At 69.8% G+C, this 26,795-nt stretch carries 18 protein-coding genes; 11 read left to right on the top strand and 7 right to left on the bottom strand.

Going from position 1 to position 26,795, the window contains the following annotated elements:
- Positions 1 to 4 precede the first annotated feature (4 nt).
- The 5 genes from NQZ70_RS41425 (at position 5) to NQZ70_RS41445 (ending at position 8,454) form a co-directional block, all read left to right on the top strand.
- Positions 5 to 1,579, top strand: coding sequence for a C45 family peptidase (locus NQZ70_RS41425; protein WP_237244523.1), 1,575 nt, complete (start codon positions 5 to 7; stop codon positions 1,577 to 1,579).
- A 411-nt stretch (positions 1,580 to 1,990) separates the two neighbouring features.
- A complete protein-coding gene (locus NQZ70_RS41430) occupies positions 1,991 to 4,606 on the top strand; it encodes a cytochrome c peroxidase (protein WP_129579141.1) in 2,616 nt (871 codons plus the stop codon).
- 34 nt (positions 4,607 to 4,640) lie between these two features.
- Positions 4,641 to 5,282: an outer membrane lipoprotein carrier protein LolA gene (locus NQZ70_RS41435; protein WP_129579142.1), complete on the top strand. Its 642-nt coding sequence runs from the start codon at positions 4,641 to 4,643 to the stop codon at positions 5,280 to 5,282.
- 104 nt (positions 5,283 to 5,386) lie between these two features.
- Positions 5,387 to 6,550, top strand: a complete 1,164-nt coding sequence (locus tag NQZ70_RS41440; protein WP_129579143.1) for an SUMF1/EgtB/PvdO family nonheme iron enzyme — start codon at positions 5,387 to 5,389, stop codon at positions 6,548 to 6,550.
- A 476-nt stretch (positions 6,551 to 7,026) separates the two neighbouring features.
- Positions 7,027 to 8,454 carry a patatin-like phospholipase family protein gene (locus NQZ70_RS41445; protein ID WP_129579144.1) on the top strand — a complete coding sequence of 476 codons (1,428 nt, stop codon included), beginning with the start codon at positions 7,027 to 7,029 and terminating at the stop codon, positions 8,452 to 8,454.
- Positions 8,455 to 8,754: 300 nt separating this feature from the next.
- On the opposite strand, the gene NQZ70_RS41450 is transcribed toward NQZ70_RS41445, so the two are convergent.
- On the bottom strand, positions 8,755 to 11,697 hold the full coding sequence (locus NQZ70_RS41450) for a serine/threonine-protein kinase (RefSeq protein WP_129581883.1): 2,943 nt from the start codon (positions 11,695 to 11,697) through the stop codon (positions 8,755 to 8,757).
- Between the two features lie 612 nt (positions 11,698 to 12,309).
- On the opposite strand from NQZ70_RS41450, the gene NQZ70_RS41455 reads away from it, so the two are divergent.
- The 4 genes from NQZ70_RS41455 (at position 12,310) to NQZ70_RS41470 (ending at position 16,158) form a co-directional block, all read left to right on the top strand.
- A complete protein-coding gene (locus tag NQZ70_RS41455; protein WP_129579146.1) occupies positions 12,310 to 13,170 on the top strand; it encodes a hypothetical protein in 861 nt (286 codons plus the stop codon).
- A gap of 479 nt (positions 13,171 to 13,649) precedes the next feature.
- Positions 13,650 to 14,063: a hypothetical protein gene (locus NQZ70_RS41460; RefSeq protein ID WP_237244524.1), complete on the top strand. Its 414-nt coding sequence runs from the start codon at positions 13,650 to 13,652 to the stop codon at positions 14,061 to 14,063.
- Positions 14,064 to 14,103: 40 nt separating this feature from the next.
- The gene (locus tag NQZ70_RS41465) at positions 14,104 to 14,517 is read left to right on the top strand and encodes a hypothetical protein (RefSeq protein ID WP_129579148.1); all 414 of its coding nucleotides are present in this window, start codon (positions 14,104 to 14,106) and stop codon (positions 14,515 to 14,517) included.
- A gap of 423 nt (positions 14,518 to 14,940) precedes the next feature.
- Positions 14,941 to 16,158 carry an SUMF1/EgtB/PvdO family nonheme iron enzyme gene (locus tag NQZ70_RS41470; protein WP_129579149.1) on the top strand — a complete coding sequence of 406 codons (1,218 nt, stop codon included), beginning with the start codon at positions 14,941 to 14,943 and terminating at the stop codon, positions 16,156 to 16,158.
- Positions 16,159 to 16,342: 184 nt separating this feature from the next.
- Here NQZ70_RS41470 and NQZ70_RS41475 read toward each other — a convergent pair whose 3' ends face one another.
- Complete coding sequence (locus tag NQZ70_RS41475; protein WP_165374421.1) at positions 16,343 to 18,097, bottom strand: nitrilase-related carbon-nitrogen hydrolase; 1,755 nt, start codon at positions 18,095 to 18,097, stop codon at positions 16,343 to 16,345.
- 385 nt (positions 18,098 to 18,482) lie between these two features.
- Here NQZ70_RS41475 and NQZ70_RS41480 point away from each other — a divergent pair, with 385 nt between their 5' ends.
- Positions 18,483 to 20,486: a TonB-dependent receptor gene (locus NQZ70_RS41480; protein WP_129579151.1), complete on the top strand. Its 2,004-nt coding sequence runs from the start codon at positions 18,483 to 18,485 to the stop codon at positions 20,484 to 20,486.
- A complete protein-coding gene (locus NQZ70_RS41485) occupies positions 20,486 to 21,745 on the top strand; it encodes a hypothetical protein (protein ID WP_129579152.1) in 1,260 nt (419 codons plus the stop codon). The genes NQZ70_RS41480 and NQZ70_RS41485 overlap by 1 nt, the downstream gene beginning before the upstream one ends.
- A 57-nt stretch (positions 21,746 to 21,802) precedes the next feature.
- Here NQZ70_RS41485 and NQZ70_RS41490 read toward each other — a convergent pair whose 3' ends face one another.
- The 5 genes from NQZ70_RS41490 to NQZ70_RS41510 all read right to left on the bottom strand — a co-directional run bounded on the left by NQZ70_RS41490 (position 21,803) and on the right by NQZ70_RS41510 (position 26,794).
- The gene (locus NQZ70_RS41490) at positions 21,803 to 22,750 is read right to left on the bottom strand and encodes an aldo/keto reductase (RefSeq protein WP_129579153.1); all 948 of its coding nucleotides are present in this window, start codon (positions 22,748 to 22,750) and stop codon (positions 21,803 to 21,805) included.
- A 3-nt stretch (positions 22,751 to 22,753) separates the two neighbouring features.
- The gene (locus NQZ70_RS41495; RefSeq protein WP_129579154.1) at positions 22,754 to 23,467 is read right to left on the bottom strand and encodes a phytanoyl-CoA dioxygenase family protein; all 714 of its coding nucleotides are present in this window, start codon (positions 23,465 to 23,467) and stop codon (positions 22,754 to 22,756) included.
- The gene (locus NQZ70_RS41500) at positions 23,464 to 24,819 is read right to left on the bottom strand and encodes an MFS transporter (RefSeq protein WP_129579155.1); all 1,356 of its coding nucleotides are present in this window, start codon (positions 24,817 to 24,819) and stop codon (positions 23,464 to 23,466) included. The genes NQZ70_RS41495 and NQZ70_RS41500 overlap by 4 nt, the downstream gene beginning before the upstream one ends.
- 31 nt (positions 24,820 to 24,850) lie before the next feature.
- A complete protein-coding gene (locus NQZ70_RS41505; protein WP_129579156.1) occupies positions 24,851 to 25,759 on the bottom strand; it encodes an AAA family ATPase in 909 nt (302 codons plus the stop codon).
- 114 nt (positions 25,760 to 25,873) lie between these two features.
- Complete coding sequence (locus NQZ70_RS41510; RefSeq protein WP_237244526.1) at positions 25,874 to 26,794, bottom strand: iron ABC transporter permease; 921 nt, start codon at positions 26,792 to 26,794, stop codon at positions 25,874 to 25,876.
- Position 26,795: the final 1 nt, after the last annotated feature.

Raw genomic sequence — 26,795 nt, forward strand, 5'->3', positions numbered from 1 at the left:
ACGCGTGACGGACCCAGCCGGCTCCAGCGCGGCCCCCGCCGCCACCGCGGCCCCCGCCGCCACCGCGACCGCGCCCCCACGGCCCTCGCGCCTCGCCCGTCACCGCCGCAAGCTCATCGCCGCCGCCGCGCTCCTCGCCGCGCCGGTCCTCGCCCACCTCGGCATCGCCGCCGCGACGCGGATCGAGCCGCCGCCGATCCGCGCCGCCTCCGGCGAGCCCGCCGCGGGTCCCGCGGGCCTGCGCGTGCTCGGCCCCGCCTACGCGCGCCGCCGCGGCCGCATCCTCGAGGCGCGCCTCGCCGGGACGCCCGAGGAGATCGGCCACCAGCACGGCCGGCTCTTCTACCCGGAGATGGTCCAGAACGAGGGCACCCTCTACGAGCAGTTCCGCCGCTACGTGCCCGTCGCCCCGCTCCGGTGGCTCATCATGGACCTCTCGCGCCTCGAGTTCCGCGGCGTCGACGAGGGCATGAGCGACGGCGCGCGGCGCGAGATCGCCGCCCAGGCCCGCGCCTTCTCGCCCGACCCCTTCGACGGCGTCCTCCCCACCTACCACCGCTTCGTCTTCCTCCAGTCGCTCTACGACATCGCGCTCTCGTTCGAGCACTCTCCGCTCATCGGCTGCACGAGCTTCGCCCTCACCGGGGCCGCGTCGGCGGGCGGGCACGCGGTGCTCGCCCGCAACTTCGACTTCGAGGCCGGGCCCGTCTTCGACGAGGGCAAGGCGGTGTTCCTCGTCCACGAGCAGGGCAGGATCCCGTACGCCTCGGTGGCCTGGCCCGGCCTCGTCGGCGCGGTGACCGGGATGAACGCCGCCGGCCTCGCCCTCGTCGTCCACGGCGGGCGCGCCGGCGAGCCGCGCGCCGCCGGCGAGCCGGTCGTGCACACGATGCGCGAGGTGCTCGGCCGCGCGCGCGGCGTCGACGAGGCGCTCGCGCTCCTCGAGGCGCGCGCCCCGATGGTCTCCCACCTCGTGATGCTCGTCGACGCGGCCGGCGAGGTCGCGATCGCCGAGCGGGCGCCCGGCGCGAAGCTCCACGCGCGCCGCGGCCGCGGCAAGGTCCCGCTCACCAACCACTTCGAGGGGCCGCTCGCCGGCGACCCGCGCAACCTCCGCGTCCAGGCCGAGACCTCGACCCGCGCGCGCCGCCGCCGCCTCGACGAGCGGCTCGCGGCGCTGCCCGAGGGCGCGACCGTCGAGGCCGCCGTCGATGTCCTGCGCGACCGGCGCGGCCCCGGCGGCGCGCCGCTGCCGCTCGGCGACCGGCGCGCGATCGACGCCCTCATCGCGACGCACGCGGTCGTCATGGACGCGACGGCGCGCGTCCTCTGGGTCAGCGAAGGCCCCCACCTCGCCGGCCGCTTCCTGCGCTTCGACCTGGCGCGGCTGCTCGACCCGGCGTTCGACCCCGCCCTCGACACCGCCGAGCCGGTCGCCCTGCCCGAGGATCCGCTGCTCACGAGCGGCGACTACGCCGCCTGGGAACGCGCCGGCTCGCCCCACGCGGGCGGCGAGCTCGGCAGCGACGCCCCCGGCCCCTCCGCCGCGGACCGCGAGCGCGACCCGGGCGATCCCTGAAAGCACGACCGCGTCGCTCGTCGGGCGCGGCGGCCGCGACGCTCCTTAAATAACCAACGATCTTCACCCAACGACAAACAACTTAACGAAGCAACCTCCCTTGCCCGATCGCGACAGCCCCACGCCGCCCCCCGCGCCCGCGCAACGGCGCTGCGTCCGGGCCGCGTCCATCCCATGGCGGGCTGGACAGCGCTCCGTCCGGGTCGCGCCGTCCTGCGGCGAACGCCGGCGACGCGCCGCTCCCGGCCCCTCCGCGGCGCGCCTGAGACATGGCCGAGCCCGGCGCGCAACTGTTTCGCCGCAGTTTCACAGGGCCCCTCTCCCACGCCCGTACACCGGGGCTAGGACACCTCTCGTCCGGCGCTCCCGTACCGCGAGATTGCCTAGCGGGAGCTTCCGTCCGACAATGCGATGCGGGGCGCAAGGTCGCCGCAGCGGAGCGGCGACCGGGTCGACCAGACCATGACGGACATCAACCTGATCAACACCACCCTCGATCAACGGTACCTCATCCTCGGGCTGCTCGGCGAGGGCGGGATGGGGGCAGTCTACGAGGCACGGCACCTCGGCACCGGCCGCCGCGTCGCCGTCAAGGTGATCACCAGCAAGCTCGCGCAGGACGACGCGGTGATGGCCCGCTTCGAGCGCGAGGCCAGGGCCGCCGGCGCGATCGAGAGCGAGCACATCGCCAGCGTGCTCGATAGCGGCAGGGACCGGGCCACCGGCCTGCCCTTCCTCGTGATGGAGCTCCTCTCGGGGGAGGACGTCGACCAGCTGCTCCGGCGGCTCGGCCCCCTGTCGCCCGAGCTCGCGCTCTGCATCGTGGCCCAGGCGTGCATGGGCCTCATCAAGGCGCACGACGCGCGCGTCCTCCACCGCGACATCAAGCCCGCCAACCTGTTCCTGACCCGGCGCGACGGGGGGGATTACTCGGTCAAGCTCCTCGACTTCGGCGTCGCCAAGATCCAGGCCGACGACAGCTTCGAGTCCCACCAGGAGCTCACGGCCACGAGCAACCTGATCGGCTCGCCCATCTACATGTCGCCCGAGCAGGCGCGCAACATGAAGGACGTCGACGGCCGGACCGACCTCTGGTCGCTCGGCATCGTCCTCTTCAAGATGCTCGCCGGCCGCACCCCCTACCGGAACTCGCGCGGGCTGGGCGAGCTCATCGTCGCGATCTGTTCGGTGCCGGCGCCGCCCATCCAGAGCCTGGCGCCCTGGGTCCCCTACGAGGTCGGCGAGATCGTCCATCGCGCGCTCCAGATCGACAGGAACCTGCGCTTCCAGAGCGCGGAGGAGATGCTCGAGGAGTGCCGGATCCTCCTACCGCACGGCTTCTCGATCCGGGAGGACATGCTGCAGCCGCTGCCCGAGTCGGTGCAGGCCGACATGCCGCCGCCCTCGCGCTCGGCGCACCCCGAGGCGCCGACGCGGCGCCCGCCGACGCCCGTCCACACCTCCCGCACGCCCGCGCCCGGGAGCGCGTCCCGCGGCTGGCCGGACAACGGCGATCACCCGACGCGGCGCCCGCCCACCCCCGTGGCCACGCCCCGCAGCTGGCAGGACCACGGCGATCACGCGACCCGCCGCCCGCCCACGCCCGTGGCCACGCCCCGCAGCTGGCCCGAGCACGTCACGGCGTTCTCGCAGAGCGGCCAAGGCCACCTGAGCCAGAGCGGCCACCACCTGAGCCAGAGCGGCCAGCACCTCGGCCAGAGCGGCCAGCACCCGAGCCACAGCAGCCCCGTCATCCGCGGGCTGCCGGACGGGCCGCCCTCGTCGAGGACGGTCGCGGGCACGTCCGTGCCGTTCCAGAAGACGATCATCGTGGCGGGCGAGCCGCCGCCCGCGGCCGCGCGCCCCCGCAGCAAGGCGGCGCCGCTCGTGGCGGCGGCGGCGCTGGTCGCCGCGACGGGCGCCGGCGTCGGCGCCTGGCTCGTGCAGAAGACGACGGCGGCCGCGCCCTCCACCGCGGCCGGCGCCGCGCCGGCCGCGCCCGTGGCCCCGGCCGGGACCGCGGCCGCGCCGGGGGCGACCGCGTCGGCCCCGGCCGAGCCGGCCGTGCAGATCGATCCGGAGCGGCTCGCGAGCTTCAACCCGCTGCCGGCGGTCGTCACGTCCTCGAACAACCCGCTCACGGACGAGAAGATCCACCTCGGCCGGATGCTCTTCTACGACACGCGGCTCTCGAAGAACCACGACCTGTCGTGCAACTCGTGCCACCCGCTCGACCGCTACGGCGCCGACGGCTCGAAGGTCTCGATCGGGCACGCCCACCAGAGCGGCCGCCGCAACACGCCGAGCGTCTACAACTCGGCGGGGTTCTTCTCGCTCATGTGGGACGGGCGCTTCGACAGCGTCGAGGATCAGGCCAACGGGCCGATGATGAACCCGAGCGAGATGGCGATGACGCCGGTGCGGCTCGAGGCGACGCTGCGCTCGATCCCCGACTACGTGAAGGCGTTCGGCAGGGCGTTCCCGAACGACCCGTGGCCCGTGACCGTCGGCAACACGGCGAAGGCGATCGGCGCGTTCGAGCGCAAGCTGTTCACGCGCGGGCGGTGGGATCAGTTCCTCGAGGGGGAGCGCGACGCGCTGACCAACGCCGAGAAGGAGGGGTTCAACACCTTCGTCGAGGTCGGCTGCGTGACGTGCCACTTCGGCCCGCACGTCGGGGCGACGATGTTCCAGAAGCTCGGCCTGGTGCGGTCGTGGCCCGACACGATGGACCGCGGCGTCTTCGAGATCACGAAGAAGCAGGCGGATTTCATGGTCTTCCGGGTGCCGACCTTGCGCAACGTGGCCGCGACGGCGCCGTACTTCCACGACGGGTCCATCTCGTCGCTGGAGGAGGCGGTGCGGCTCATGGCGAAGCACCAGCTCGGCAAGGATCTGGCCGAGGCCCAGGTCCATCAGATCGTGGTCTGGCTCAAGTCGCTGACGGGCGAGCTCCCGAAGGAGTACATCGCGAAGCCGGCGCTGCCGGAGAGCGGGCCCAACACGCCGAAGCCGGTTGCAGACTGAGCGCGGCGTGCCCGTCTGAAGGAAGAGGACGAGGATGCAGCGACGATCTTTCCTGATGGGCCTCGCGGCGTGCGGCGGCGCGCTCTCGCTCGCCGGCCGCGCGCGCGCGGACGAGGTGGGCGACGCGCTCGCCGAGATCACGAGGGCGCGCGCGTCGGTGAAGACGCTGGTCGCGCCGTTCACGCAGGAGCGGAGCATCGGGCTGCTCGCGACGGCGGTGAAGAGCGACGGGGAGATGACGCTGGTCCTGCCGGACCGGCTCCGCTGGGAGCTCAAGCCGCCGGACGCGATCACCTACTGGATCACGCCCGAGGGGTTCGGCTTCGCGACCCCGAAGGGCGCGGCGGGCGCGGGGCGGGGGGCGGCGGGGCGCTTCGGCGCGGTGCTCTCGGACCTGCTCGTGCTCCTCGGCGGCGACCTCGCGAAGCTCAGGGCGCGCTACGACCTCTCGATCCCGAGCCGCGCGGACGGGATCACGCTGGCGGCGCGGCCGCGGGCCGAGGAGGTCGCGAAGCACGTGCGCAGCCTCGAGATGACGTCGGGGCCGGAGCTGTGGTCGGTGCGGCGGGTGGTCATCGAGGAGAAGAACGGCGACCGGAGCGTCATCGCGTTCGGCAAGGTGGCGCGGGACGCGGTCGTGGACCCGGCGCGGATGAGGGCGCCGAAGCAGGGCTGAGCGGGCGCGCCGGCGAGGAGGAGCCCGCGGCGCGGCCGGGCGCGGCGTCGCTCCGGGGCGCGACGCCTGGCCCTCTCGCCGCGATCTCGACTATGACGCCGGCCATGCGACGCCTCCTCCTCTCCCTCCCCGCCCTGACGCTCGCCGCGGCCTGCTCCGGCGCTCCGCCCGAGCCCGCCCAGACGCCGACCGCCCCGCGCGCGCACGACGACCGCCCGCCCGCGGCCGCTCCGTCCCCCGCCGGGCCCGCGGCCTCGACGCCGCCGGCCGCAGAGCCCGGCGCGCCCACCGCCGAGGCCGGCGCGACCGGCGGGGAGACCGCCGCCGCGGAGGAGCAGGCGTGCCCGGCCGACATGAAGCTCGTCGAGGGCGAGTACTGCTCCGAGGTCGAGCACAGCTGCCTCCGCAGCTGGTACGACAAGTCGAACAAGAAGACGATCTGCGAGGAGTTCGCCCCCACCCCCGGCCGCTGCGTCGGCGACAAGACGAAGAAGCGGTATTGCATCGACACGTACGAGTGGCCGAACAAGAAGGGGGAGCGGCCCGAGGTGATGAACCGGTTCCACCAGGCGCAGGTCAAGTGCGCCGCCGTCGGCAAGCGGCTCTGCACCGAGTCGGAGTGGACGCTCGCCTGCGAGGGGCCGGAGCTGAAGCCGTTTCCCTACGGCTACTCGCGCGACGCGACGAAGTGCAACGGCGACCACCTCTGGGACGATCCCGACATGAAGAAGGTGGCGAAGCGCGACCCGGGCGAGCTGGCGCGCCTCTGGAAAGGGGTGCGGAGCGGGTCGCAGCCGCAGTGCATCAGCGATTATGGCGTCGCCGATCTGCCCGCGAACACCGATGAGGTCGTGGCGAGCGAGACGACCGGCGGCTGGCGCGGCAAGTTCGACAGCGTCCACACCGGCGGCCCCTGGTACAAGGGCGTGCGCAACCAGTGCCGGCCGAAGATCTACACGCACGACGAGGGGTTCTATTATTACTTCCTGAGCTTCCGCTGCTGCGCCGAGCCCGACGACAAGACCACCGACCCGCGGACGCCGCGCCAGATCCAGGAAGGGTGGAACATGGACCGGGTCGAGCGGCTCGCGCAGTTCACGGTGGAGCAGATGCGCGGCAAGCTCGAGCTCAAGCAGCAGGGCAAGTGCGAGTGCAAAGCGACGGATATCCTGTGCAAGACGATGTGCGGGACGCTGCTCGGGCCCAACGCCGTGGACGCGACGCCGGGCGGCGGTGCGCCGGCGGCGACGGGCGGCGAGAAGCGGTGAGATTGTCTGACGCACGGACCTAGTTCCGCGTGTCAGACATCCCGCCAGAAAGACCGGTCGATGACGAGCGGTCGCCAGAACCAGCAGAGATTTTCAAAATTTCCGCCTGCTTCCCCGCCGAGGGCGGCTCCGGTGTGGCCCAACGGGACGCAGGACCGGGGCCGGGCCCCGGCCGAGACGTTCTCCGTACGCACAGCGCAGATCCCGCGGAGCAGCCAGAGTTCGGCGCAGACGAGCAAAGGCGTAAATCGACGGATTCACCTCCGTGAGGCACGCCCGCGCGCGCCCCTCGCCGAGGCGATCTGCCGGGCACGAACGAGAGCGCGGGCTCGAAGGAGTCATGGCGTCGCTACCACAGCCACCCTCACCGTGGTAGCTTTTGCAGTGGGGCCCACGCCGCCTCCTTCGGGGCGTGGGGCCTGGCTTTTGCTCGGTGTGGAGCGATCGCAAGCGATGGCAGGGGGAGGTAGAACGTCGTGTCAGAGCAGCACCAATCGGCCCAATTCAGAATCCAGCCATTCCAGAAGGTAAAACGGCCCAAAGCTCCGATCGCCATCGTGTTGACCGGCGCGGGGGCTCGCGGCGCATACGAGGCCGGCTTCGTTTCCAGGCTGCTGCCCGAGCTCGAAACTCGACCGACCATCCTCATCGGCACCAGCGCCGGCGCCATCAACGCAGCCCTGCTCGCGTCGCTGGCCGCCAGGACCCCGGAGGAGGCCAGCCGCGAGCTCGTGGAGCGCTGGCAACGCATCCACAAAGAGATGGTCCTCGGCCCTGTCGTGCCCTCCTTGCTCAGCGCCGGCGCAAAGTACCTCGCCGGCTTGCTGTGCGGCACGAACGGCCCCACGAGCTTGCTCGACACGAGACCGCTGCGGGCCAACCTCGAGAACCCGACCCTGGTCGACTGGGATGTCATCCACGACAACCTGCAAGTCAGCCCCAAGGACTGCGAAGGCGACGGGACGGTGGACGGCAACGAGCTCAGCGACAACCCGCAAGGCAGCTCCAAGGACTGCAAGAGAGACAGGTCGGTGGACCGCAAACGGGCCAAGGTCGATGTGCTCGCGGTCGCCACGACCGAGTCCGGGTCGGGGCGAACCAAGATATTCTACCAGATGGGCGCCAACAGTTGCGCGAGAATACCGAAGAACGACGAGGATCGGGCGATCGAATACATCCCCACCCGGCTGTCCCCGGAGCACGTGCTGGCGTCGGCCGCGATCCCGGTCCTGTTCCCTCCGATCCGGATCGGCTCGCAGGCTCGCGGCCGCTTCTACGTCGACGGTGGCGTGCGCCTCAACGCTCCGCTGCAGCCCGCGATCGATTTCGGCGCCGAGGCCATCATCGTGATCTCGACGGATTCACGGCGATATGGGGCGTCCGCAGCGGTGAACATCAACGAGTGGCCGTCGCTGCAGGATCACGTATTGCAGGTGATGCGCGTGATCACCTCCGATCGCATGATCGAGGAGGTTCACAAGCAGGTGGAAGTGAACGCCGATTTCCTGCAGAAGCAGGAGGGCGAAACGAAGGAGTGCAGCCCCCCCTGCATCCCCATCATCTTCGGCGGCCCATCAGGGCAAGAAGCCGTCGGCTCCGTGGCGGCGAGAGCCCTGGAGGACATCCTGCGTGGCACGCGCAAGCTGCAGCATCGCGACCTATGGCTCCTTTACGTGCTCACCTCCGTGAGCCCGTACAGCCGTCCCGATGTGCTCAGCTATGTGCTGTTCAACCCACTGTTCATCAGTGCCGCGATACGGGCGGGCATCCAGGACGCCGATGCGCTCATCGAAGACGCCAAGACGTTCGGCGAAGGCGACGATACGGAGGAAAAGCTTTGGAACGTGCTGCAGAAGAAGCAGCACGAGAAGATGGTCCGTCTGGAGTCATGCAAGGTGCGTTAGTCGCCTGCACGGCATGGTTGAATCCGCTGAACATCGCCCGGATCGCCTGCTGCGTCGCGCGGTGAGGCCGCCGGACGGCCGTCCGCCGCCCTCCCGTGCTCGCCCTCGGGCACCGCCTCGGCGCTCGCGCTCGGCGCGCGCCAGACCGACGACGCGGGGCATGCGCCCCACCGTGCTCCTCTGGGACATCGACTCTCGGGGCGGAGCCCCGAGGAAATGAAGCTAGGTCCGCCCGCGCGAGGCCCCCGCGAAGCGGCGCCGAAGTCCGGCCACCCCTGGCCGGACTTCGGGCGGGCGGACCTAGTCCAACTTATCCTCGATCTTCCCCACGCTCCGCTCGATGAGCAGCTCCTGCTCGCGCTGGCTCCGACGCTCCGCCTCGGACGCCGCCCTGGCCTTTTGCTCCTCCTCGGTGGCCTTGAGCTCGGCCTGTCGCGCCTCCGCCTCGGACCTCCGCGCCTCGTCCCGCGCGGCCTGTGCCTGGCTGGCCGCCACGCGGGCCCTCTCGGCCTCGGCCTCCGCGCGGTCCCGGGCCGCCTCGGCTTCCTGCTGCAGCTGCTCGGCCCGCCTCCGCTGCGCGTCGCTCTCCTGCCGCGCGGCCTCGCTCTCCTTCCGCGCCCTCTCCGCCGCGCTCCGGGCGGCCTCCGCGCTCGCGAGCGCGTCCTTCAGCGTGTGCTCGGTGCTCTGGATCTCGTGGAACTGCGCCGTGATGACCCCGTTCTGGCGGGTCACCGTCACGATCCCGGCCCCCGCCGCGACGATCAGGATCGACAGCGCCGCCATGATCCCGGATACGAGGCGGCGCCTCCCGCGTTGCTGCTGATCGGCGAACCGGAGCACCTCGTCCAGATAGACCCGCTCCCGCTCGGGCAGCTCCCCCCGGTAGCGCTTGCGAAACTGGCGCGCGTCGTCGGCGACCTTGCCACGCCAGAGCGTGTCCGCGGCGCGATCGCTCGACTCCCAGAGCCTCGCCGCCGCGCGCAGGCGGTCCAGGAACACCGCGTCTTCCTGGCTCTCATCGAGCCAGCGCTTGAGCGTCGGCCACCGCTCGATGAGCGACTCGTGCACGAGCTCCACCGTGGTGCCCGCGCGGTCGCTCCCCGTCTCGATCGCCAGGAGCCGCGCGTCGGCGAGCAGCCCCACCACCCGCTCGATCTCGCCTCGATCCCCCGGCAGCTCGCACAGCTCCCCCAGGCTGGCGACGGCCCGCGTCCGCTCCGGCGTCACCAGGCGCTCCAGGACCGCCCGCGCGAGCTTCGCCCGGCGCTCGCTCATCGCGGCCAGCACCGTGTCGGCGTGGCTCGCCAGCGCGCCCGCCACGCCGCCGAGCGCCTCGTAGCTCGCGCGCGTGAGCATCCGGCGCTCCCGGTCGCGCATCTCCCACAGCCTCGCCGCGGTGAACTGGAGGAGCGGCAGCGCGCCGCGCGTGCTCTCCAGGGCGTCGAGGAGGCCCTCGACCATCGCCGGATCCTCGATCTCGTGCCGCGCCGCCTCCACCGGCTTCATCAGCGCTTCACGCAGCCCCTCGCGCCCCATCGGCCGGAGGAACACGAGGCCGCGGATCATCGCCGTCATGAAATGCTCGTGCTCGGCCATCCGCTCGAGGAAGTCCGATCGCACCGACAGGACGACCCGGAGCGGCGAGGAGGCGTCGTCGGCGACCCCCTCCAGGCATGCGAGGAACGCCTCGCGCTCGCCGGTCGGGGTGCCGAGCGTGAAGAGCTCCTCGAACTGATCGATGAACAGCAGCAGGCGTCGCTGCGCGCTGTCCGACCACGCGCGCAGCGCGGCGCCGAGGAGGCCGGGCTCGGCGCGCAGCCGCTCGCTCCAGCCCGCGCCCGTCCCCGCGCCGCCCTGCGCGGCGAGCGCGCGCGGGGCGGCGCTCGGCGTCACCGCGGGGTGGCTGAAGAGGTGCGCCAGCGCGGCCATGGGGTCGCGCCCGGGCCGCAGGACGAGCGCCTCCCAGCCCTCCCCGGAGCGCTTGAGCGCCGGGATCACCCCCGCCCTCACGAGCGACGATTTCCCCACGCCGGACTCCCCCGCGAGCGCGAGCAGCGGCTGGTTCCGGAGGCGCGCGATCACGGCGGCGAGCACCTGCGCGCGGCCGAAGAAGCGATCGGCGTCGGCCTCCTGGAACGACGACAGGCCGGCGAACGGGCTCTCGTCGGCGGCGAGGTGGACCTCCCGGCGCCCGGGCAGGAGGGGCAACAGCTCGGCCAAAAGCTCCTGCGCGGAGGCGAACCGCTCGGCCTTTCGCTTGCGCAGGCAGCGATCGATGATCGCGCCGAGCGGGCCGAGCTCCGGGCGGCGCGCGCCGACCTCGGGCATCGGATCGTCGACGATCGGAACCCGGAGGAGGCTCGCCATGCTGACCGGCGCGAGCGGGTGCGCGCCGAGCACGAGCTCGTGGAGCATGATGCCCACCGCCCAGATATCGCTGGACTGATCGATATCGATTCCTCGCCACTGCTCGGGAGACATATAAGGCAGTGTGCCGATGACCGCTCCTTCGCCCGTCAGGCGCGCATCGCCGGCGCCGGCGCCGGCGCCGGCGCCGGCGACAGAGCGCTCGACCGCGAGCGCGAGGCTCGCCTCGTCCTCGCGCAGCTTGGCGATCCCGAAATCGACCACCTTGATCGCCCCCGACGCCTCGAGCATGATGTTCTCGGGCTTGAGATCGCGGTGGACGATGCCGGACGCGTGCGCGCGCGAGAGCGCGCCCACGACCGGGACCATCAGCTCCACGGCGAGGCTGGGCGGCACCGGCGCCGTCGACACCTCCTCCCCCGCGTCCGCGGGCCTGCGCTGCCTCATCCAGGCGCCGAGGCTCTGCCCCTCGATGTACTCGAGCACCATGTACGGGTATCCGTCGTGCTCGTTCACCTCGTGGATCGTCACGATATGCTCGTGCTTGCAGCGAGCGGTCGCCTGCGCTTCGTTCAGGAAGCGCTGCACGCCGTTGCTGTTCAGCTTCGTGAGGAGCTTGATCGCGACGAGGCGCGCGAGCCTCGTGTCTCGCGCCAGGAAGACCATGCCCATGCCGCCCCGGCCGAGCTCGCGCAAGAGCTCGTAGTGCCCGATGCGGGCGCCGGCCGAGAGCAGCGGCTTGAGATGCGGAGGCGACGAGGACGGCGGAGCGCCCGCGCTCGTCGCCCCGCCGGCCTTCATCGCGCGAGCGCCCGCCGGCAGGACATCCGCCGCCGCCGCGGAGCCGGCCAGCGCGGGCGCTGCGCGGACGAACATCGTGCTTGTGTAGCCTACGTCCTCGAGCGCTCCGGTGCGCATTGGAAAGCACCCCTCATGATGGTGCTCGCCTGCGCCGGACGATCGACCCGTCGGCCCCAGGATGATCAGCTCGGTGGACATCTTTCCCCCTGCGCATAAAACAACACCGCCACTGAAACTGCGGTTGCCATGGCGAGAGCTGCGAGAGCGATCACGATAGCATAGGCGCCCAATGCACGCGCGCGTACTCAGATCCGGGACGAGCTCGCTTCACAGGAGGACATGCGAGGGCGTACCCTCGGGAGCGAGGCATGCTCGCCGGCCCGGTGAGCCGGGGTGAAGGCTCGGTGGATCACCGCGGGCGACCCGCAAAGCAAAAGGACCCACACGCGACCCATGCACGTCCGCCTTCCAGCAGCGAAGCTCTCATTATCGATCGCTCTCGTGGCCTTGTGCGCCTTCTGCGCCGCGCCTGCGCTGGCCCAAGGGACGGGCACAGGGACGGGCACAGGGACGGGCACAGGGACGGGCACAGGGACGAGCCCAGGGACGGCGAGCCCGCCGCCAGGGTCGCTGTCGCCGCATCCACCTTCTCTCTCGCCGCATCCGCCGTCGCCGCCGCCGGCGGCGGTGGATGCGTCATCGCCCCGTCCGTCGCCGTCGCCGCGGCCATGGCACCAGGGCATCTCCGACGATCGAAAGCAGCGCGCGCACGAGCTCTTCACGGAGGCGCGGGCGCTGCACCGGCGCATGATGTTCGCCGAGGCGCGGGTCAAATACGAAGAGGCGCTGGCCGCCTGGGAGCATCCCCAGCTCCGGCTTTATCTGGCGCGGGTGTTGAAGAGCCTCGGGCTGCCGCTCCTGGCCTATGAGAACCTGCGGCTCGTCCTGCGATGGGGGCCCGGTACGCTCGCGCCCGAGAAGGAGCAGGAGGCGCGCGCGGCGATGCGCGCGCTCATGGAGCGCGAGCTCGCCGCCATCGAGATCCGCTGCGATGAGCCGGGCGCCGCCGTGCTGCTCGACGACAAGCCCTGGTTCGTCGGCCCCGGCACCGAGCGCCGGATGGTCACGCCCGGAGAGCACGTCGTCATGGTGAGGAGGGACGGCTACTCCACGGTCGTCAAGCCCATCCTCGTGATCGCCGGCAAAGAGGCGTCCGGCCAGCTCGCGCGGCGCGTCGACACCGTCATCGGCCAGCCGCGGTGGCCCGCGTGGATCCCCTGGACCCTGCTCGGGGCAGGCGCAACCCTGGGCGTCGCGGGTGGCGGGCTGATGTGGAGCGGCGCGGCAGACAAGGGCAGCCAGGGCGGCGGCGGCCCGGCGATCGGCGCCTTCGTCGCCGGCGGAGCGACGATGATCACGGGGACGGTCCTGCTCCTCATGAACAGGCCACAGGTCTACCGCACCCATGATCGGGGCGAGGTGGAGGTCGAGTTCCGGCCCATCGCGTCGCTCGGCCCTGCGGGGCTGTCGGCCCGGCTCGTGTTCTGATCCGGCGGCGCCAGGATGCGCCGGTATGCGCCGCGCGTGTCCGGCGCGGCGGCGCACGCGCCCACCAGGGCACCCGCGGCCCTGCGCGGCCGCGCGCCCGCGCCGCGACGATGGCGTTCCATCATGGCAAATTGCCACTCCCCTTGCACGATCGGCACAGTCGGGAGGGCATGGCGAGCTCGGCGTCCGTGGGTACAGCGCACCTCGCGGGCCGCCCCCCGCGGTGCGCGGCTCGGCCCCGGCGCAGCTGGACGCCGCCTTGCTTCCGGGCGGCGCCTCCGCTCCGGCTCGACCGCCCCCCACCGGCGCGGAGCCGGTCGCGGCGCGCTCACCCGCGAGCGAAACGAGCCGTTCTTGGAGACCCGGGAAAATCGCCTCCTCGCCGCGCGATGAAGACCCGCGCCTCCTCCTCTTGGCACCCATATTGCGGATTGGCGATGGAGGGAGGTAGACGCATCGTGCAAGCTGATCATCGCTGCTTGAATCGCGTCGTTCGAGGCACGTTTGCGCGCCGCCTCGGCGCCACGATCCTGCTGTGGGCGCTCGCGCTCGCCGCTGCTGGATGCTTCTGGACAGTCGGCGGCGAGAGCGAGCTCCTCTATGGCCACTCTGTCGTCCGGGTGGAGACGGCGCCGGCGGACATCTATGCGTATCCGAGCGTGCGCTACCGCGGCGGGTACGCGTACCTCGTCGGCGAAACGTGGTACTACGAAGGCCCGCGCGGCTGGGTGATCTTCCGATCCGAGCCGCGGGTATTGGCGGAGCGCCGGGTGGTCATCCGGAGCCGGCGTGAGCGGCCCCATCATTACCACCCGCCGCGGTACTACGAGGAGCGACGCGCCCCGGCCTACCGCGAGCCGGTCGAGCGCCGCCGCCGCTATTACGCGGACTGAGCCGCAGCCCAAAGGACCGCAGACCCGAGGAGGAAGAACCATGCAATCCACGAGAATGCTGAGCCTGATGTTGCTGGCCGCGCTCGCGGCCCCGGCGGCAGGCTGCGTCGTCGTGGCCGACGACCCGCGCCCGCTCCGGGATACGGGGACGCTGACCATCGCGTACACCATCGAGGGCACGACAGACCCGTTCCTGTGCTCGTATTACGGGGCGACCGACGCCGAGCTCGTCGTCTATACGCCCGGCGGCGACCTCGTCGCGGAGGAGTACGCTCCGTGTGATTGGTTCGAGGTCAGCACCACGCTGCTCCCGGGCCGCTACACGGCGGACGTGACGCTCGTGGACGCCGCGAACCGCGCGAGGAGCATCACGAAGCCCCTCGATGCGCTGGACGTATTCTCGGATGCCGAGCTCGTCGTGGATGTCGGCTTCCCGGCCGGATCCATGCTGTAGAGCACCGATCTGCTTGAGACGCGTGAGAATGAAGAGATTGGAACCACAGAGGCACAGAGGACACAGAGGGATGAAGAAAAGATTCTGAGCTGTCTCTTCTCTCTTCCTCTGTGCCCTCTGCGCCTCTGTGGCTCCAACCTCTTCATTCTGGGGCGTTTCAAGCTGATCGGTGTTCTATAGGCGTCGGCGCGCCGGCGAGACCACCACCACACTCGTCGCCTCCTTCACCGCCCCCGGTCCGAGGTGGACATCGAGCGGCTATGCGCTTCATGAGTGAACCTCCTCTCACCCCCGGGCGCACGATACCATGCGCCTCCGGGCTGCTCGCGACGGCGGCGGCGAGCGACGGGGGAGATCGCGCGGCTCCGTGCCGGACCGCCTCCGAGGCGGCCGGGGCGCGCGCGGCGTCGATCCGAGGGCGCGATGCCTGGTTCCTCCCGCCGCGATCTCGACCATGACGCCGGCCATGCGACGCCTCCTCCTCTCCCTCTCTCCCTCCCCGCCCTGACGCTCGCCGCGGCCTGCTCCGGCGCTCCGCCTGAGCCCGCCCAGAAGCCGACCGCCCCGCGCGCGCACGACGACCGCCCGCCCGCGGCCGCTCCGTCCCCCGCCGGGCCCGCGGCCTCGACGCCGCCGGCCGCAGAGCCCGGCGCGCCCACCGCCGAGGCCGGGACGACCGGCGGGGAGACCGCCGCCGCGGAGGAGCAGGCGTGCCCGGCCGACATGAAGCTCGTCGAGGGCGAGTACTGCTCCGAGGTCGAGCACAGCTGCCTCCGCAGCTGGTACGACAAGTCGAACAAGAAGACGATCTGCGAGGAGTTCGCCCCCACCCCCGGCCGCTGCGTCGGCGACAAGACGAAGAAGCGGTATTGCATCGACACGTACGAGTGGCCGAACAAGAAGGGGGAGCGGCCCGAGGTGATGAACCGGTTCCACCAGGCGCAGGTCAAGTGCGCCGCCGTCGGCAAGCGGCTCTGCACCGAGTCGGAGTGGACGCTCGCCTGCGAGGGGCCGGAGATGAAGCCGTTTCCCTACGGCTACTCGCGCGACGCGACGAAGTGCAACGGCGACCACCTCTGGGACGATCCCGACATGAAGAAGGTGGCGAAGCGCGACCCGGGCGAGCTGGCGCGCCTCTGGAAAGGGGTGCGGAGCGGGTCGCAGCCGCAGTGCATCAGCGACTATGGCGTCGCCGATCTGCCCGCGAACACCGATGAGGTCGTGGCGAGCGAGACGACCGGCGGCTGGCGCGGCAAGTTCGACAGCGTCCACACCGGCGGCCCCTGGTACAAGGGCGTGCGCAACCAGTGCCGACCGAAGATCTACACGCACGACGAGGGGTTCTATTATTACTTCCTGAGCTTCCGCTGCTGCGCCGAGCCCGACGGCAAGACCACCGACCCGCGGACGCCGCGCCAGATCCAGGAAGGGTGGAACATGGACCGGGTCGAGCGGCTCGCGCAGTTCACGGTGGAGCAGATGCGCGGCAAGCTCGAGCTCAAGCAGCAGGGCAAGTGCGAGTGCAAAGCGACGGATATCCTGTGCAAGACGATGTGCGGGACGCTGCTCGGGCCGGGGGCCGTGGACGCGACGCCGGGCGGCGGCGCGCCGGCTGCGCCGGCGGGCGGCGCGAAGCGGTGAGGGGTGCTGTTGCCCCTCCCGCGATCCTGGCTGGCTGCGTGTCTTCCTCCACGGCCATAGACGATCTGCCACGCGACGAGCTCGTCGTGGAGCATGTGCAGTAGATCGAGCGCGCCCACGGCGGCCTTTGCCGCGAGCCGAAGAGCGTGGATAACAACGAGGGCGCTCGCTGCCCCTGCCCTCGTCACGGAGGAGGATTCTGCCCGAGGAGCACGCTCAGATCGAACGGGTAATAGGTATTGAGCTTCCGCCCACGCACCGGCGGGATGTTGACCGCGAGGACCTTCACCGGATCCCTGGTCGAGAGCTCCGTCGCCGAGATCCTGTACATCCCGCCGCTCTCGACGAGGAGACCGAAGCCCGCAGCGTCGGACGCTGCCAGGTGGAAGCCGGCGTTCGTGTCGCTCTTCCAGGAGGACAGGAGCGCCCCCTTGTCCCAGACGCCGCCGTTCGACGCGAGGCTCGAGGGTATCACCACGATGTCAGCACCGGCCTTGGCCAGCGCGACGCCGATCTCGGGGAAGACCGAGTCGTGCCCCGTCACGAGCCCCACGCGCGCACCGGGCAGGTCGACGAGCTCGGGCCTCCTGCCGCTCCCCGGATCAGCGCCAGCGGCGTGGATCGCGGGAACCGTCCGCGGAAGCCTCCCCCTCTCTAGCACGAGCAGGGACTCACGTGCGCCGGCGCCGGATGGCCTCTCGCGGATCGTGGTGACGAGCAGCTGAACGCCTCTCCGATCGACGAACTCCCGCCACGCCGACCATGGGGGATGGCTCCAGTCCGGGAGCGCCTCCTGCGCGGTCTCCCCGGAGATCCCTAGCGCCGGTAGCACGACCACCTCGGCCGGACCGTCACTCCATCTCGAGGCGACGAGGTCGAGGTTCGCGGCAGGATCGGCCTGAGGGACGTAGGAGAGGACGCGGATCTCGACCTTACCGGCGGGAGGCAGCCCGGCCTCGCAGGACGCGGGCGCCGTTGGCACGAAGCAAGGCCCTGCAAGATCCGCGTAAGCCTGCGCGCGCCGGTTCGCGACGGTGTCGGTCGGGTTGCTCTTGGTTCCGATGCGCGCCCGCGGGATCGACATCGTGGCGTAGAGAATTTTGTCGGCTGGCGCCGTCATGTCCTTCGCCCGGTGACGCAGCTCGACCTTTCCCTGGGGGTCGATCACCACCGACGGCGCGTCGTTCATGTCATAATCGTACGGGTCCGCCCCGCGGCGATCGACCTCATGCCCCCAGCGGTTCGCCACCGCCATCCAGACGCCGTTTTCCCGCGCTCGCGTCGCCCAGATCGCCTCCTGCTCGTAGTCACCCCACCAGTTGGCCGGTGCGACGACGACGTCGGCTCCCTGCAACGTCGCGATGCGCACCCAGTCCGGCAGGTAGGTGTCGGAGCAGATCACGGCGGCGAGCTCGCCATACGGCGTCGAGATGACCTTGAACGGCGTGTCGCCACGAGCATTCCACGGCGTCGTCCCGCGCTTGCGCTCCACGCCGAGGAGACCGCCTGGGCCGAAGATGGCCGCCGAGTTGAACGATGACGCTCGCGTCCGCTCGGCGATGCCGACAACCACGTACGCCGCGTATCGCTCGGCGAGATCTCGGACCCGATCGAGCTCGGGGAAGGGCGAGACGGAGCCCAGGCTCGTGCTCACCTCAGCCGCCGTGATCGAGTATCCCGTGGTGGCGAGCTCTGGCGCCACGACGATCTTCGCGCCTTGGGTCAGCGACTCCTCAACGAGCTGCGCTATTCTCGCGATGTTCTGGTCACGCTTGCCGAGCTCCGGGTTCATGTGGAGCAAGGCGACCATCACCGTCACCTCCGCGCCGGATGCCGGCACCGGCGGCTGCGCGCTCGTCGGAGCGCCGCCCGAGCAGCCGAGGGCAAGAACGAGCGTGGCCGACCAGGCTGCGGAATGATTGGCGCCGCTGCCTCGCATGAGGCACCCGATCCTGGCAATGGAACGCCGGAGATCCATGTGTCACACCCCCAAAGAACACCGGTATATGCAATCTCTACGTGGCGACGTGGCGACGTGGCGACGTGGCGCCGCATCGCAGCGCTCGCCTGGGTCGCTGCCCTCCGGCATCCGCCCCGGAAATCGCTACCAGGACGAACCAGTCTATGTCAATATCGCACCGCGATGAGCCCCCAGCTGCGACAAATTGGCTTCCTGTCCAATGTCTGCGCTGCCATTTTGACGATCGGGGCCGTGGACCTCCTCGATAGCGCGGTTACCGGGGCGCGCCCCCGTGGTACCGCCGGCCGCTGGGACACCCCCCGCGGGTGTTTGACCTCGACGCAATCGGGATGATCGACGCTCGATGTGCCTGACGCTATCGATTCCACCCCGCCGCGCGGTCGCGGCGGCGTCGTTCGCCGGCGCGGTCACGCTGGCGGCGGGCGCGGCGGCTCAGCAAGCGTCCGTCCTTGAGGTGACCGTTCATGCCGACAAGCGCGACCCGGGCCCGGGCTCGCGCGATCTGAGCGCTGCATCGAGCAAAGTTCCAAGAGAGAGGTTGCGCCAACCCGGCGAGAGTGCGGCCCATGTCCTGCAGCGGATCCCAGGGGTGCAGGTCTCGAAGGGCGGCGCTGGCTCCGATCTCTCGACGGCATCGATTCGCGGCGCGACCAGCGCCCAGACGCCCATCTACCTGGCCGGCATCCGGCTGAATGATGACGTCACCGGCACAGCCGATCTCTCCGCCGTTCCGCTCTGGATGATCGACCGAGTGGAAATTTACCGCGGCAACGCACCGATCCAGGCCGACCGGCTAGGAATCGGAGGCGCCATCTTCTTTGACCCGGTGCTGCGTCGCGGATCGAGGGTTGGCGCGGGGGGCAGCGCGGGCAGCTTCGGAGAGCTCGCGACGTGGGCGGCGGCGTCCACGGGTGACGCGCGTGGGGGTGCGATGATCGCGGCACGACGTGAGAGCGCGAGGAACGACTATGCCTACGTCGACGATCGCGGCACGACGTTTGACCCGAGCGATGACCGGGAGCGCGACCGGTTCAACGCGGATTACGTCGCGTATGACCTCTGGAGCATCGGCCGGCTTCAGCTCGGGCGCAGCTCGATGACCATGCTCACCAACGCCTTTGTCCGCGACCAAGGCGTCACCGGCCTCTCGGTGATCCCGGCTCACGCTGCGCGCTCGCATGCCCAGCGGTGGCTCGGCGCGGCTTCGGCGAAGCTGCCGTGCGCGGCGCCGATCCCGGGCGAGCCCGACGACCGCTGCTGGATCGAGCTCACCAGCTCGGCGATCCTGGCGAGAACCCGGATCGCCGACCCGCAGCTGGAGCTCGGGCTGCTGTCCCCGTGGACCGCGAGCGCAGGCGCGCGCGTCTCGCACCAAGCGCGCCTCCGTTACCGCCTGCAGGGCTTCGATCTCGGCGCTTCGCTGGTGCAGGAGTTCGAGCATCTGGGGCTCGACCGTCCAGAGGGCGAGCCCCTCCGCGCGAGCCGGGCGTTCACGCGTGCCGGCGCCTCTGTCGCCGCGTCCCCGGCCCGGGCGCTCCAGGTCCATGGCCACGCGGTGCTCGAGTGCCACACCACGGCCGGCCCGGAGGGCGGTCGGACCTGCGAGACCCTCCAGCCTGTGGTGCGCCTCGGAGCACGCCTGGAGCTCCCCTGGAACATGGCGCTCCTCGCGAACGTCGGCCGCTACGTGCGAGTCCCCACCCTCGGTGAGCTCTATGGCACATCGCCGATCGTGCGGGGCAACGCCGACCTCCGCGTCGAGGAGGGATACACCGCTGACGTCGGCGTCCGGATCAAGGGCCATGGGTTCAGCGTCGATGTGTTCGGGTTCTCCCGGCTGGCGACCGACCTCATCGGCTTCCGGCGCTCATCGCTCGGCGTCGTTCGGCCGTTCAACATCGGGAGCGCCAGGCTGCTCGGCGTCGAGCTCACCGGGTCGACCTCCTTCCTGGACGCCGTCCACGCCGAGGTGTCGCTCACCGCGATGGATCCGCGGGACACGTCGCAGGAGCGCCACCTCAAGAATGACATCCTCCCCTTCCAGGCGAGGCTGGTCGCGGCGCCGTACCTGGAGGTCTATCAGGAGCCCTTCCGGTGGCTGCCCATCGACCGGATCGCGCTCGGCGCACGCCTGTTCTACCGGTCCTCCAGGCTCGCCGATCCGGCAGGGCTCGTCGTGATGGCTGAGCAGGTCAGCGTCGACGCGGAGCTGTCGGCGCTCTTCTGGAAGAAGCGGATCTCGGCCCGCGCCAGGATCGCCAATGTGCTCGATGCGAGAAACTACGATGTGGTTGGGCTCCCGTTGCCGGGGCGAAGCGTGCATGGGGGGATGGAGGTATGGTGGTGATGGCGAACAAGACGAGCGTCTGGGCGGTGCGGTCGCTGAGCCTGCTCTTGCTCCTCGGATGCAACGTGGCGCCGCCTCCGGGGAGCACCGGAGGGGTCACGAAGCAGCCGGACGGGTGCGGGCGAGGATTGATCGTCGTGAACACTGACTACCAATCCACCAATGTCTCGCTCCTCGACATCGAGGGAGCCGTCCTCTCGTCTTCGCTCATCTCCTCGTCGGCCGCGTCGACCATGCTCTCGGTCCCTCTGTCCGGGGACGTCGTTCTCCCGACGATGCCCCAGCTCGGTAGCCGGATCGCGCTCATCGATCGGTACCCGGCGTCCGTCTTGACGTGGATCGATGTGAAGAGCGGCGAGGTCGCCGCGCAGCTCTCGGTGGCGACCGGATTCGCCGCCAACCCGCAGGACTATGTCGAGGCCTCGCCGCACAAGGCCTACGTCACGCGCCTTGGACAGAACCTCGCCGCTGGCAGCGAGCCGTTCGACGCTGGCAACGACGTCCTGGTGATCGACCCCTCTGTGCCATCCATCACCGGTCGGATCGACCTGATGCCGGCGATGGCCGGCGAGGACCCGAAATACCTGCCCCGGGCCAACCGGGCGGTCGTGGCCGACCAGAAGCTCTATGTGCTCCTCTCGGCCGACGCTGCCGATTTTTCGAGCTCGGCCGAATCGAGGCTCGTCACGATCGATACGGACACCGACACGATCCTGGACGTCAAAACGCTCGATGGGCTACACGGCTGCGGTGCCCTCGCGCTCTCCCCGGACCAAGAGGACATCGCCGTCGCGTGCACCGGCACCTTTGTGGGGAGCGCGTCGGTGCTCTCCGAATCGGCGTTGGTCGTCCTGAGCCGCGGGGATTCCCTGGTGGAGCGCGAGCGTTGGTCCGCCGAGCAGCTGGGAGGGGGCGCGCTCGGCACCTGGATCTCTTACGCGGGCGCTGAGACGCTGGTCTTCACGACCCTCGGGAGCTTCCCCGAGGGAGATCAGCCCGGCACCGACGACACCGCCAGTGCATTGAACCTGGTGAACGGAGAACGACGAGAGCTGCTCCGGTCGAAGCTCTCGCCGTTCACGATCGGCGCGACGCAGTGCGTCGCGGAATGCTCGGCTTGTTTCATCGCCGACGCCGAGACCAGCGGCGGCGTGGTTCACCGGTTCCCGGTTAGCGCCCAGGGGGCGCTCGGCCAGCCTAGCCAGACCGTCGTGGACACCGCCATCGGTCTTCCACCTCGCTACCTAGGGCGTTTCTAGAGAAGCGCCAGAAGCGCCCGCGGCGGCCCTGCGGGAGGCGGCGCGATGGAGAAGGGCTCACCAGGCATATGCCTGCGGGGCCTCGCCACCGGGGCCGGGCCAGATCTGCTCTAGCCTCGTCACAACCTCCTCACTGAGAGCCATATCCATCGCGCCTACGTTCTGCACCAGTTGCTCGACGGTTCGGGGCCCAATGATCGCCGCCGTGACGGCCGTGTTGCGCAGAACCCAGGCGAGCGCGACGTCGGCGGTGCGATGCCCAGCCTCCTGACATAGGCCCTCGAACGCGCTGAGCTGCTCTCGATGCTGCTCCGCTATGCGCTGGACCCAGCTATCCGCGCGGCGCCCCGGCGCAGGGCTCGTCAGTCCCCCGCCGAGCAACCCGCCGCCCAGCGGGCTATACGCCAGCAGCGCCATGCCGAGGGCCCGACAGCAGGGGATGACCTCGAGCTCGATCATCCGCCTACGGAGGTTGTAGACACTCTGTTCCGAGACGAATCCAGGCCACTGGCGCTGTCGGCTGAGGTTATTGGCCGATGCTATGTCCCATGCCGCGAAGTTGCTGCTCCCGACGTGCAAGACCTTCCCTTGCCTCACCAGCTGATCCATGGCCTGCCATAGCTCTTCCCACGGACAGGCCCGGTCGACATGGTGGACCTGGTAGAGGTCGATACGGTCCGTTCTCAGTCGCCGGAGGCTCTGCTCGCACGCCTCCAAGATGTGACGCGCCGAGAGGCGCGGCTCGTCCGCCCCCCGGAAGACCTTCGTCGCCAACACGATCCTGCTTCGTCGGCCTTGCCCGAGCGCCAGCCAGTCTCCGATGATGCTCTCCGCTCGCCCCTCGCTGTAGACTTCGGCCGTGTCGACGAAGTTGATCCCGCAGTCGATCGCCCTGTCCAACAGCGGAAATGCGTCACCCTCAGAGGTGTGCAGCCCGAAGTTCACCGTCCCCAGGCAGAGGCGGCTGACGCTGATGGCCGTGGGGCCGAGAGGGCGATATTCCATGGGCTAGAAAGGGGGAGGCGTCCTCATGAAGTCATTGTGGTGGTAGCGATCGGCTCCTCGGACAACGATGGTCCTCAGGTAGCTGAAGCTCGACTCCACCGCCGCGCGCTCGAACCGAACCTCCGGCGTCGTGAACCGCAGCGCGTAGGCGATGCGCGGACTAGTGCTCATATTTCTCTCCGAGCCGTGATAGAGATACCCAGAGAAGAACGTCGCCTGTCCGGGAGCCATCTCCAGCTCGACGATCGGGAAGCTGGAGCTGTCGATGTCCGGTATATGGGAGTCGTGGGGCAGCGTCCGATGCGAGCCGGGGATCACTCGCAGGCCGCCGTTGCCGCGATGACAGGCGCTCAGCGCGATCCAGGCCGTCAAGTTGATGTCGCGGTCCAAGACGGGCCAATAAACGGCGTCGCAGTGCCAGGGGACGATGTCCTCCGATTGCGGCGGCTTGTACCAGACGTGGCTCGCCCACAGCACCAGATCCGGTCCCAGCACGGACTCTACGCAGTCGAGGAGCGCCGGCGTCGTGGCGAGCTCGTACGCCCATCGATACCTGAGGTGGTACCCCGAAAGCGCGTGGGGGTCGGGACGACCTCCGCTTTCGCCCAGCGAACCGAGGAAGCTCCGTCGATAGTGGTCGGCCTCGGTATGGTCGAAGAGCGGAACGGGGTCGACATACCCGTTGCGCGAAAGCTGCTCGGTCAGGGTGGATTTCATTCTGGTCGCTGCGCGCCGCGTCTTGACAGGACGTCGTCCCGCGCGCAAGCAGAATCGCTGGAGTCGGGGAGGAGAGAGTCGATCTCTCGGATCGAGCCAATCTTGTACGCGGCCGCAGCGAGCCCCATGGTGGCCAGGCCCGCCACGATGAAGATGAGGCTCATTCCAGAGCCCGGGCCCGAGCCGACGAGCCAGGAGAGGAACGGGACCCAGGCCCCCCCGGGAGATAGCGCCGGCTCCAGCACATCATCCGCGAGGGGACCGGCGATGAGCATGGCGACGGGGACCATCGCGTCGACGACGATGCGCCGGGCGGCGAAGACTCGCCCCTGGGCGTCGGGATGGATCTTTGACTGCCAGATTGCCTGGTTGCACCCGTACAGGATCGGGAAAAAGAAGGACGTCAGGAAGGATGCCACTCCCCAGGTCACAGGCGTGCGGCCGAGGCCGAGCAGCACCTGACCGAAGAGGCCGTTGAGGAAGATCATCGCGAGCACCCCCTGGATGCGCTTTCGCGGCCCTCCCCACAAGCTCATGGCGATGCCTCCGGCGACGCCTCCAGCCGCGCCTGCGACCATGACCGACGCCAGGGCTGCATCGTGACCTCCCGTCCGGGCGAGGACCAAGGGCGGCAGCAGAATCCCGAACATGCTCAGGAAGTTGTTCGCCGCGAGGACGTACAGCAGCCCGACGAGGCTCTTGCTGCCAAAGACTGTCCGGAAACCGTAGATCGCCTCCTCGACGAGCCGGGGGCAGTCCCTGGGCTCGGTAGCCAGCGCGCGCTCGGGGACACGAACGAAGAACAGGAGGACGATGGCGATCGCAAAGCTGGCCGCGTCCAGCAGGAGGACGCCATCGAGGCCAATGTGGCGGTATAGCAGCGATGCTGCCACCGGGGAGAGCAAGCCCGAGAGCGACAGCGACAGCGACATCATGCCGCTGGCGCGCGCATAGGACTCCTTGGACAGGAGGACGGTCACCGCTCCCAGATAGGCCGGGGTTTGGAAGGCGACGAACGCGCCGGTCAGCAGCTTGGCCACGTAGAGGTGCCATGGCTCCAGCCCGATGGTCTTGTTGATGCACAGGACCCCGACCGTCACCGCACCGACCCCTAGGTCGGCCACCGCCATCGCCCACCGCCGGTCGAGGCGATCGACGAGCACGCCAGCGAGCGGGCTGACCAGGATGACGATGCCGAAGGAACAAAGCTCTAGGGTGGCGATGGACGCAGCGTGCTGCGTCCTGTTCCAGACCCAGACGGTAAACGCGAAGCTGCTGATGCCGGTCCCGAGAGTTGACAGGAGCTGGCCGAACCAGATCGCGAGAAATGATCTCGGCGGCACCCAGAGCATCCTACCGATCACCTCGATTGAGGACGCCTCCTCACTGGATCGCGGGGTTGCTCAAGGGCCCAGGATCCGAGAGTTGTGCCGAAGGGAGCTTGGCGAGGAAGCGCTCCTCCAGGAGCCAGAGATTCAGGTGTTTGATGATGTGATCTGCGCAGCGATCCAGCTCCTCCATGAAGCCTTCGCCCGACAGGATGGTCTCCGGCGCCGACGCTGCCTCGCCCTCCTGGCCGACCACGGTGATGCCGGACAGGAAGGGGATGACGCCCATGCAGGGGATCCCGGTCTTGTCCTCAAGGATGCGGACGCCGTCGGCGAACTCGCTCGGATCCCCATGAAACTTGTTGATGATGAACCCGGCGACCCGGGATCGCTCGCTCTCTGTGAGAAGCGATAGCGTCCCGATGATGGAGGCGAACACGCCGGTCTGCTCCGCGCTCCCTACGAGCAGGCATCGCGCGTCGAAGGTCTCTGCGACCCAGCAATTCGACATATCGCGCTCTTTGATGTTTAGCTCGACGGGGCTTCCGCAGCCCTCGATGACGATGTGATCGAACCGGTCGGCGAGCCGGCGGTGGCTCTTGGCGATGACGGCGCGGAGTGAGTTGTACCGATGCGAGGCCGGGATCTCGGTCAGCCCCGGGGACGGTGCTCCGCAGACGACGATTTCGAGCTTGTTCCCCACCGCCTTGAACATCACGGGGTTCATGTCGACGTGGGGCTCAAGGTTCGCGGCAACGGCCTGGTGCGCCTGGTGGACGTGGATCTCCCCGCCTGAAGCCGTGCGATAAGAGCCATGCCCAGACGACATCGACATGGGCTTGAACGGGGCCACGGACTTGCCCTGACCGCTGAGCCAGCGGCAAAGGGCCAGCGTGACCAGCGTCTTCCCGACCAGGGACGATGTACCGAGGACGAGAATGCTAGCGGAGTTCCTGATCGCCATGGTGAACACGTCGCTCCAGGAGGATCGAGGCCGTCGAGATGATCACCCTAAGGCAATACCTGCCCGGTATCAATCATTCCGATCGACACAGCAATCCGTTCGGCCTATATTATTTTAATGATACTGTCGCGCGATCAGGTACACCAGGGTCGGCGCGCCGAGCGCGGCGGTGATGACCCCGACCGGCAGCTCGGCGCCCGGGATCACCGTTCGCGCGATCGTGTCGCACAGCGCCAGAAATGCGCCGCCCACGACCAGGGACATCGGCAACAGCACGCGCCGATGGCTCCCGAGCGTGAGCCGGACGAAGTGGGGCACCATCAGCTCGACAAAGGCGATCGGGCCGCACCAGGCGACGCAGCCGGCGACGCCGAGCGCCCCGCAGCCGATCGCGATCGCGCGCACCAGCGGGACGTTCATACCCCGGCTATGCGCGAGCTCCTCGCCCGTCGCGAGGACGTCGAGGGAGCGCGACAGGCCAATCAAGCCCAGCGCCGTGATCGCGGCGATCGGCAGCAGGAGGACGATACCGCGGTAGCCCACCTGCGGCAGGTACCCGAGCGACCACCGCACAGCGGCGAGCATGGCGGTCTCATCGGCGGTAAACTGGATGGCCGACGACGCGGAGCCGACGGCGAGAGAGCTGGCGATGCCGGCGAGGATGATGTCGTTGTTGCGCGCCCGCTTGCTCAGCGCGACGAACGTCACCGCTGCGCTCACCCCCAGCGCCCCGAGGAAGGCGGACAGGGTGAGGACCGGCAGCTCCCCCCAGATCATGCTGCGGACCCCGAACACAATGGAGATCAGGGCGCCGAACGTCGCCCCCGCCGTCGTCCCGACGGTGCTGGGCGTGGCCAGCGGGTTGAAGAAGATCACCTGATAGGTCGCACCGACCAGCGAGAGCGTCCCCCCGACCAGGACCGCCATCAACACGCGCGGCACCCGGAGCTGCCAGAAGATGAATTCAGCGCTGCCCTCGACCAGCGGAGGGCCCACGAACGGTGAGGCGCCGATGATCAGCACGGCGCCGATCACG

It is taken from the genome of Sorangium sp. So ce836 (assembly GCF_028553905.1).
Classification (GTDB): domain Bacteria; phylum Myxococcota_A; class Polyangia; order Polyangiales; family Polyangiaceae; genus Sorangium; species Sorangium cellulosum_D.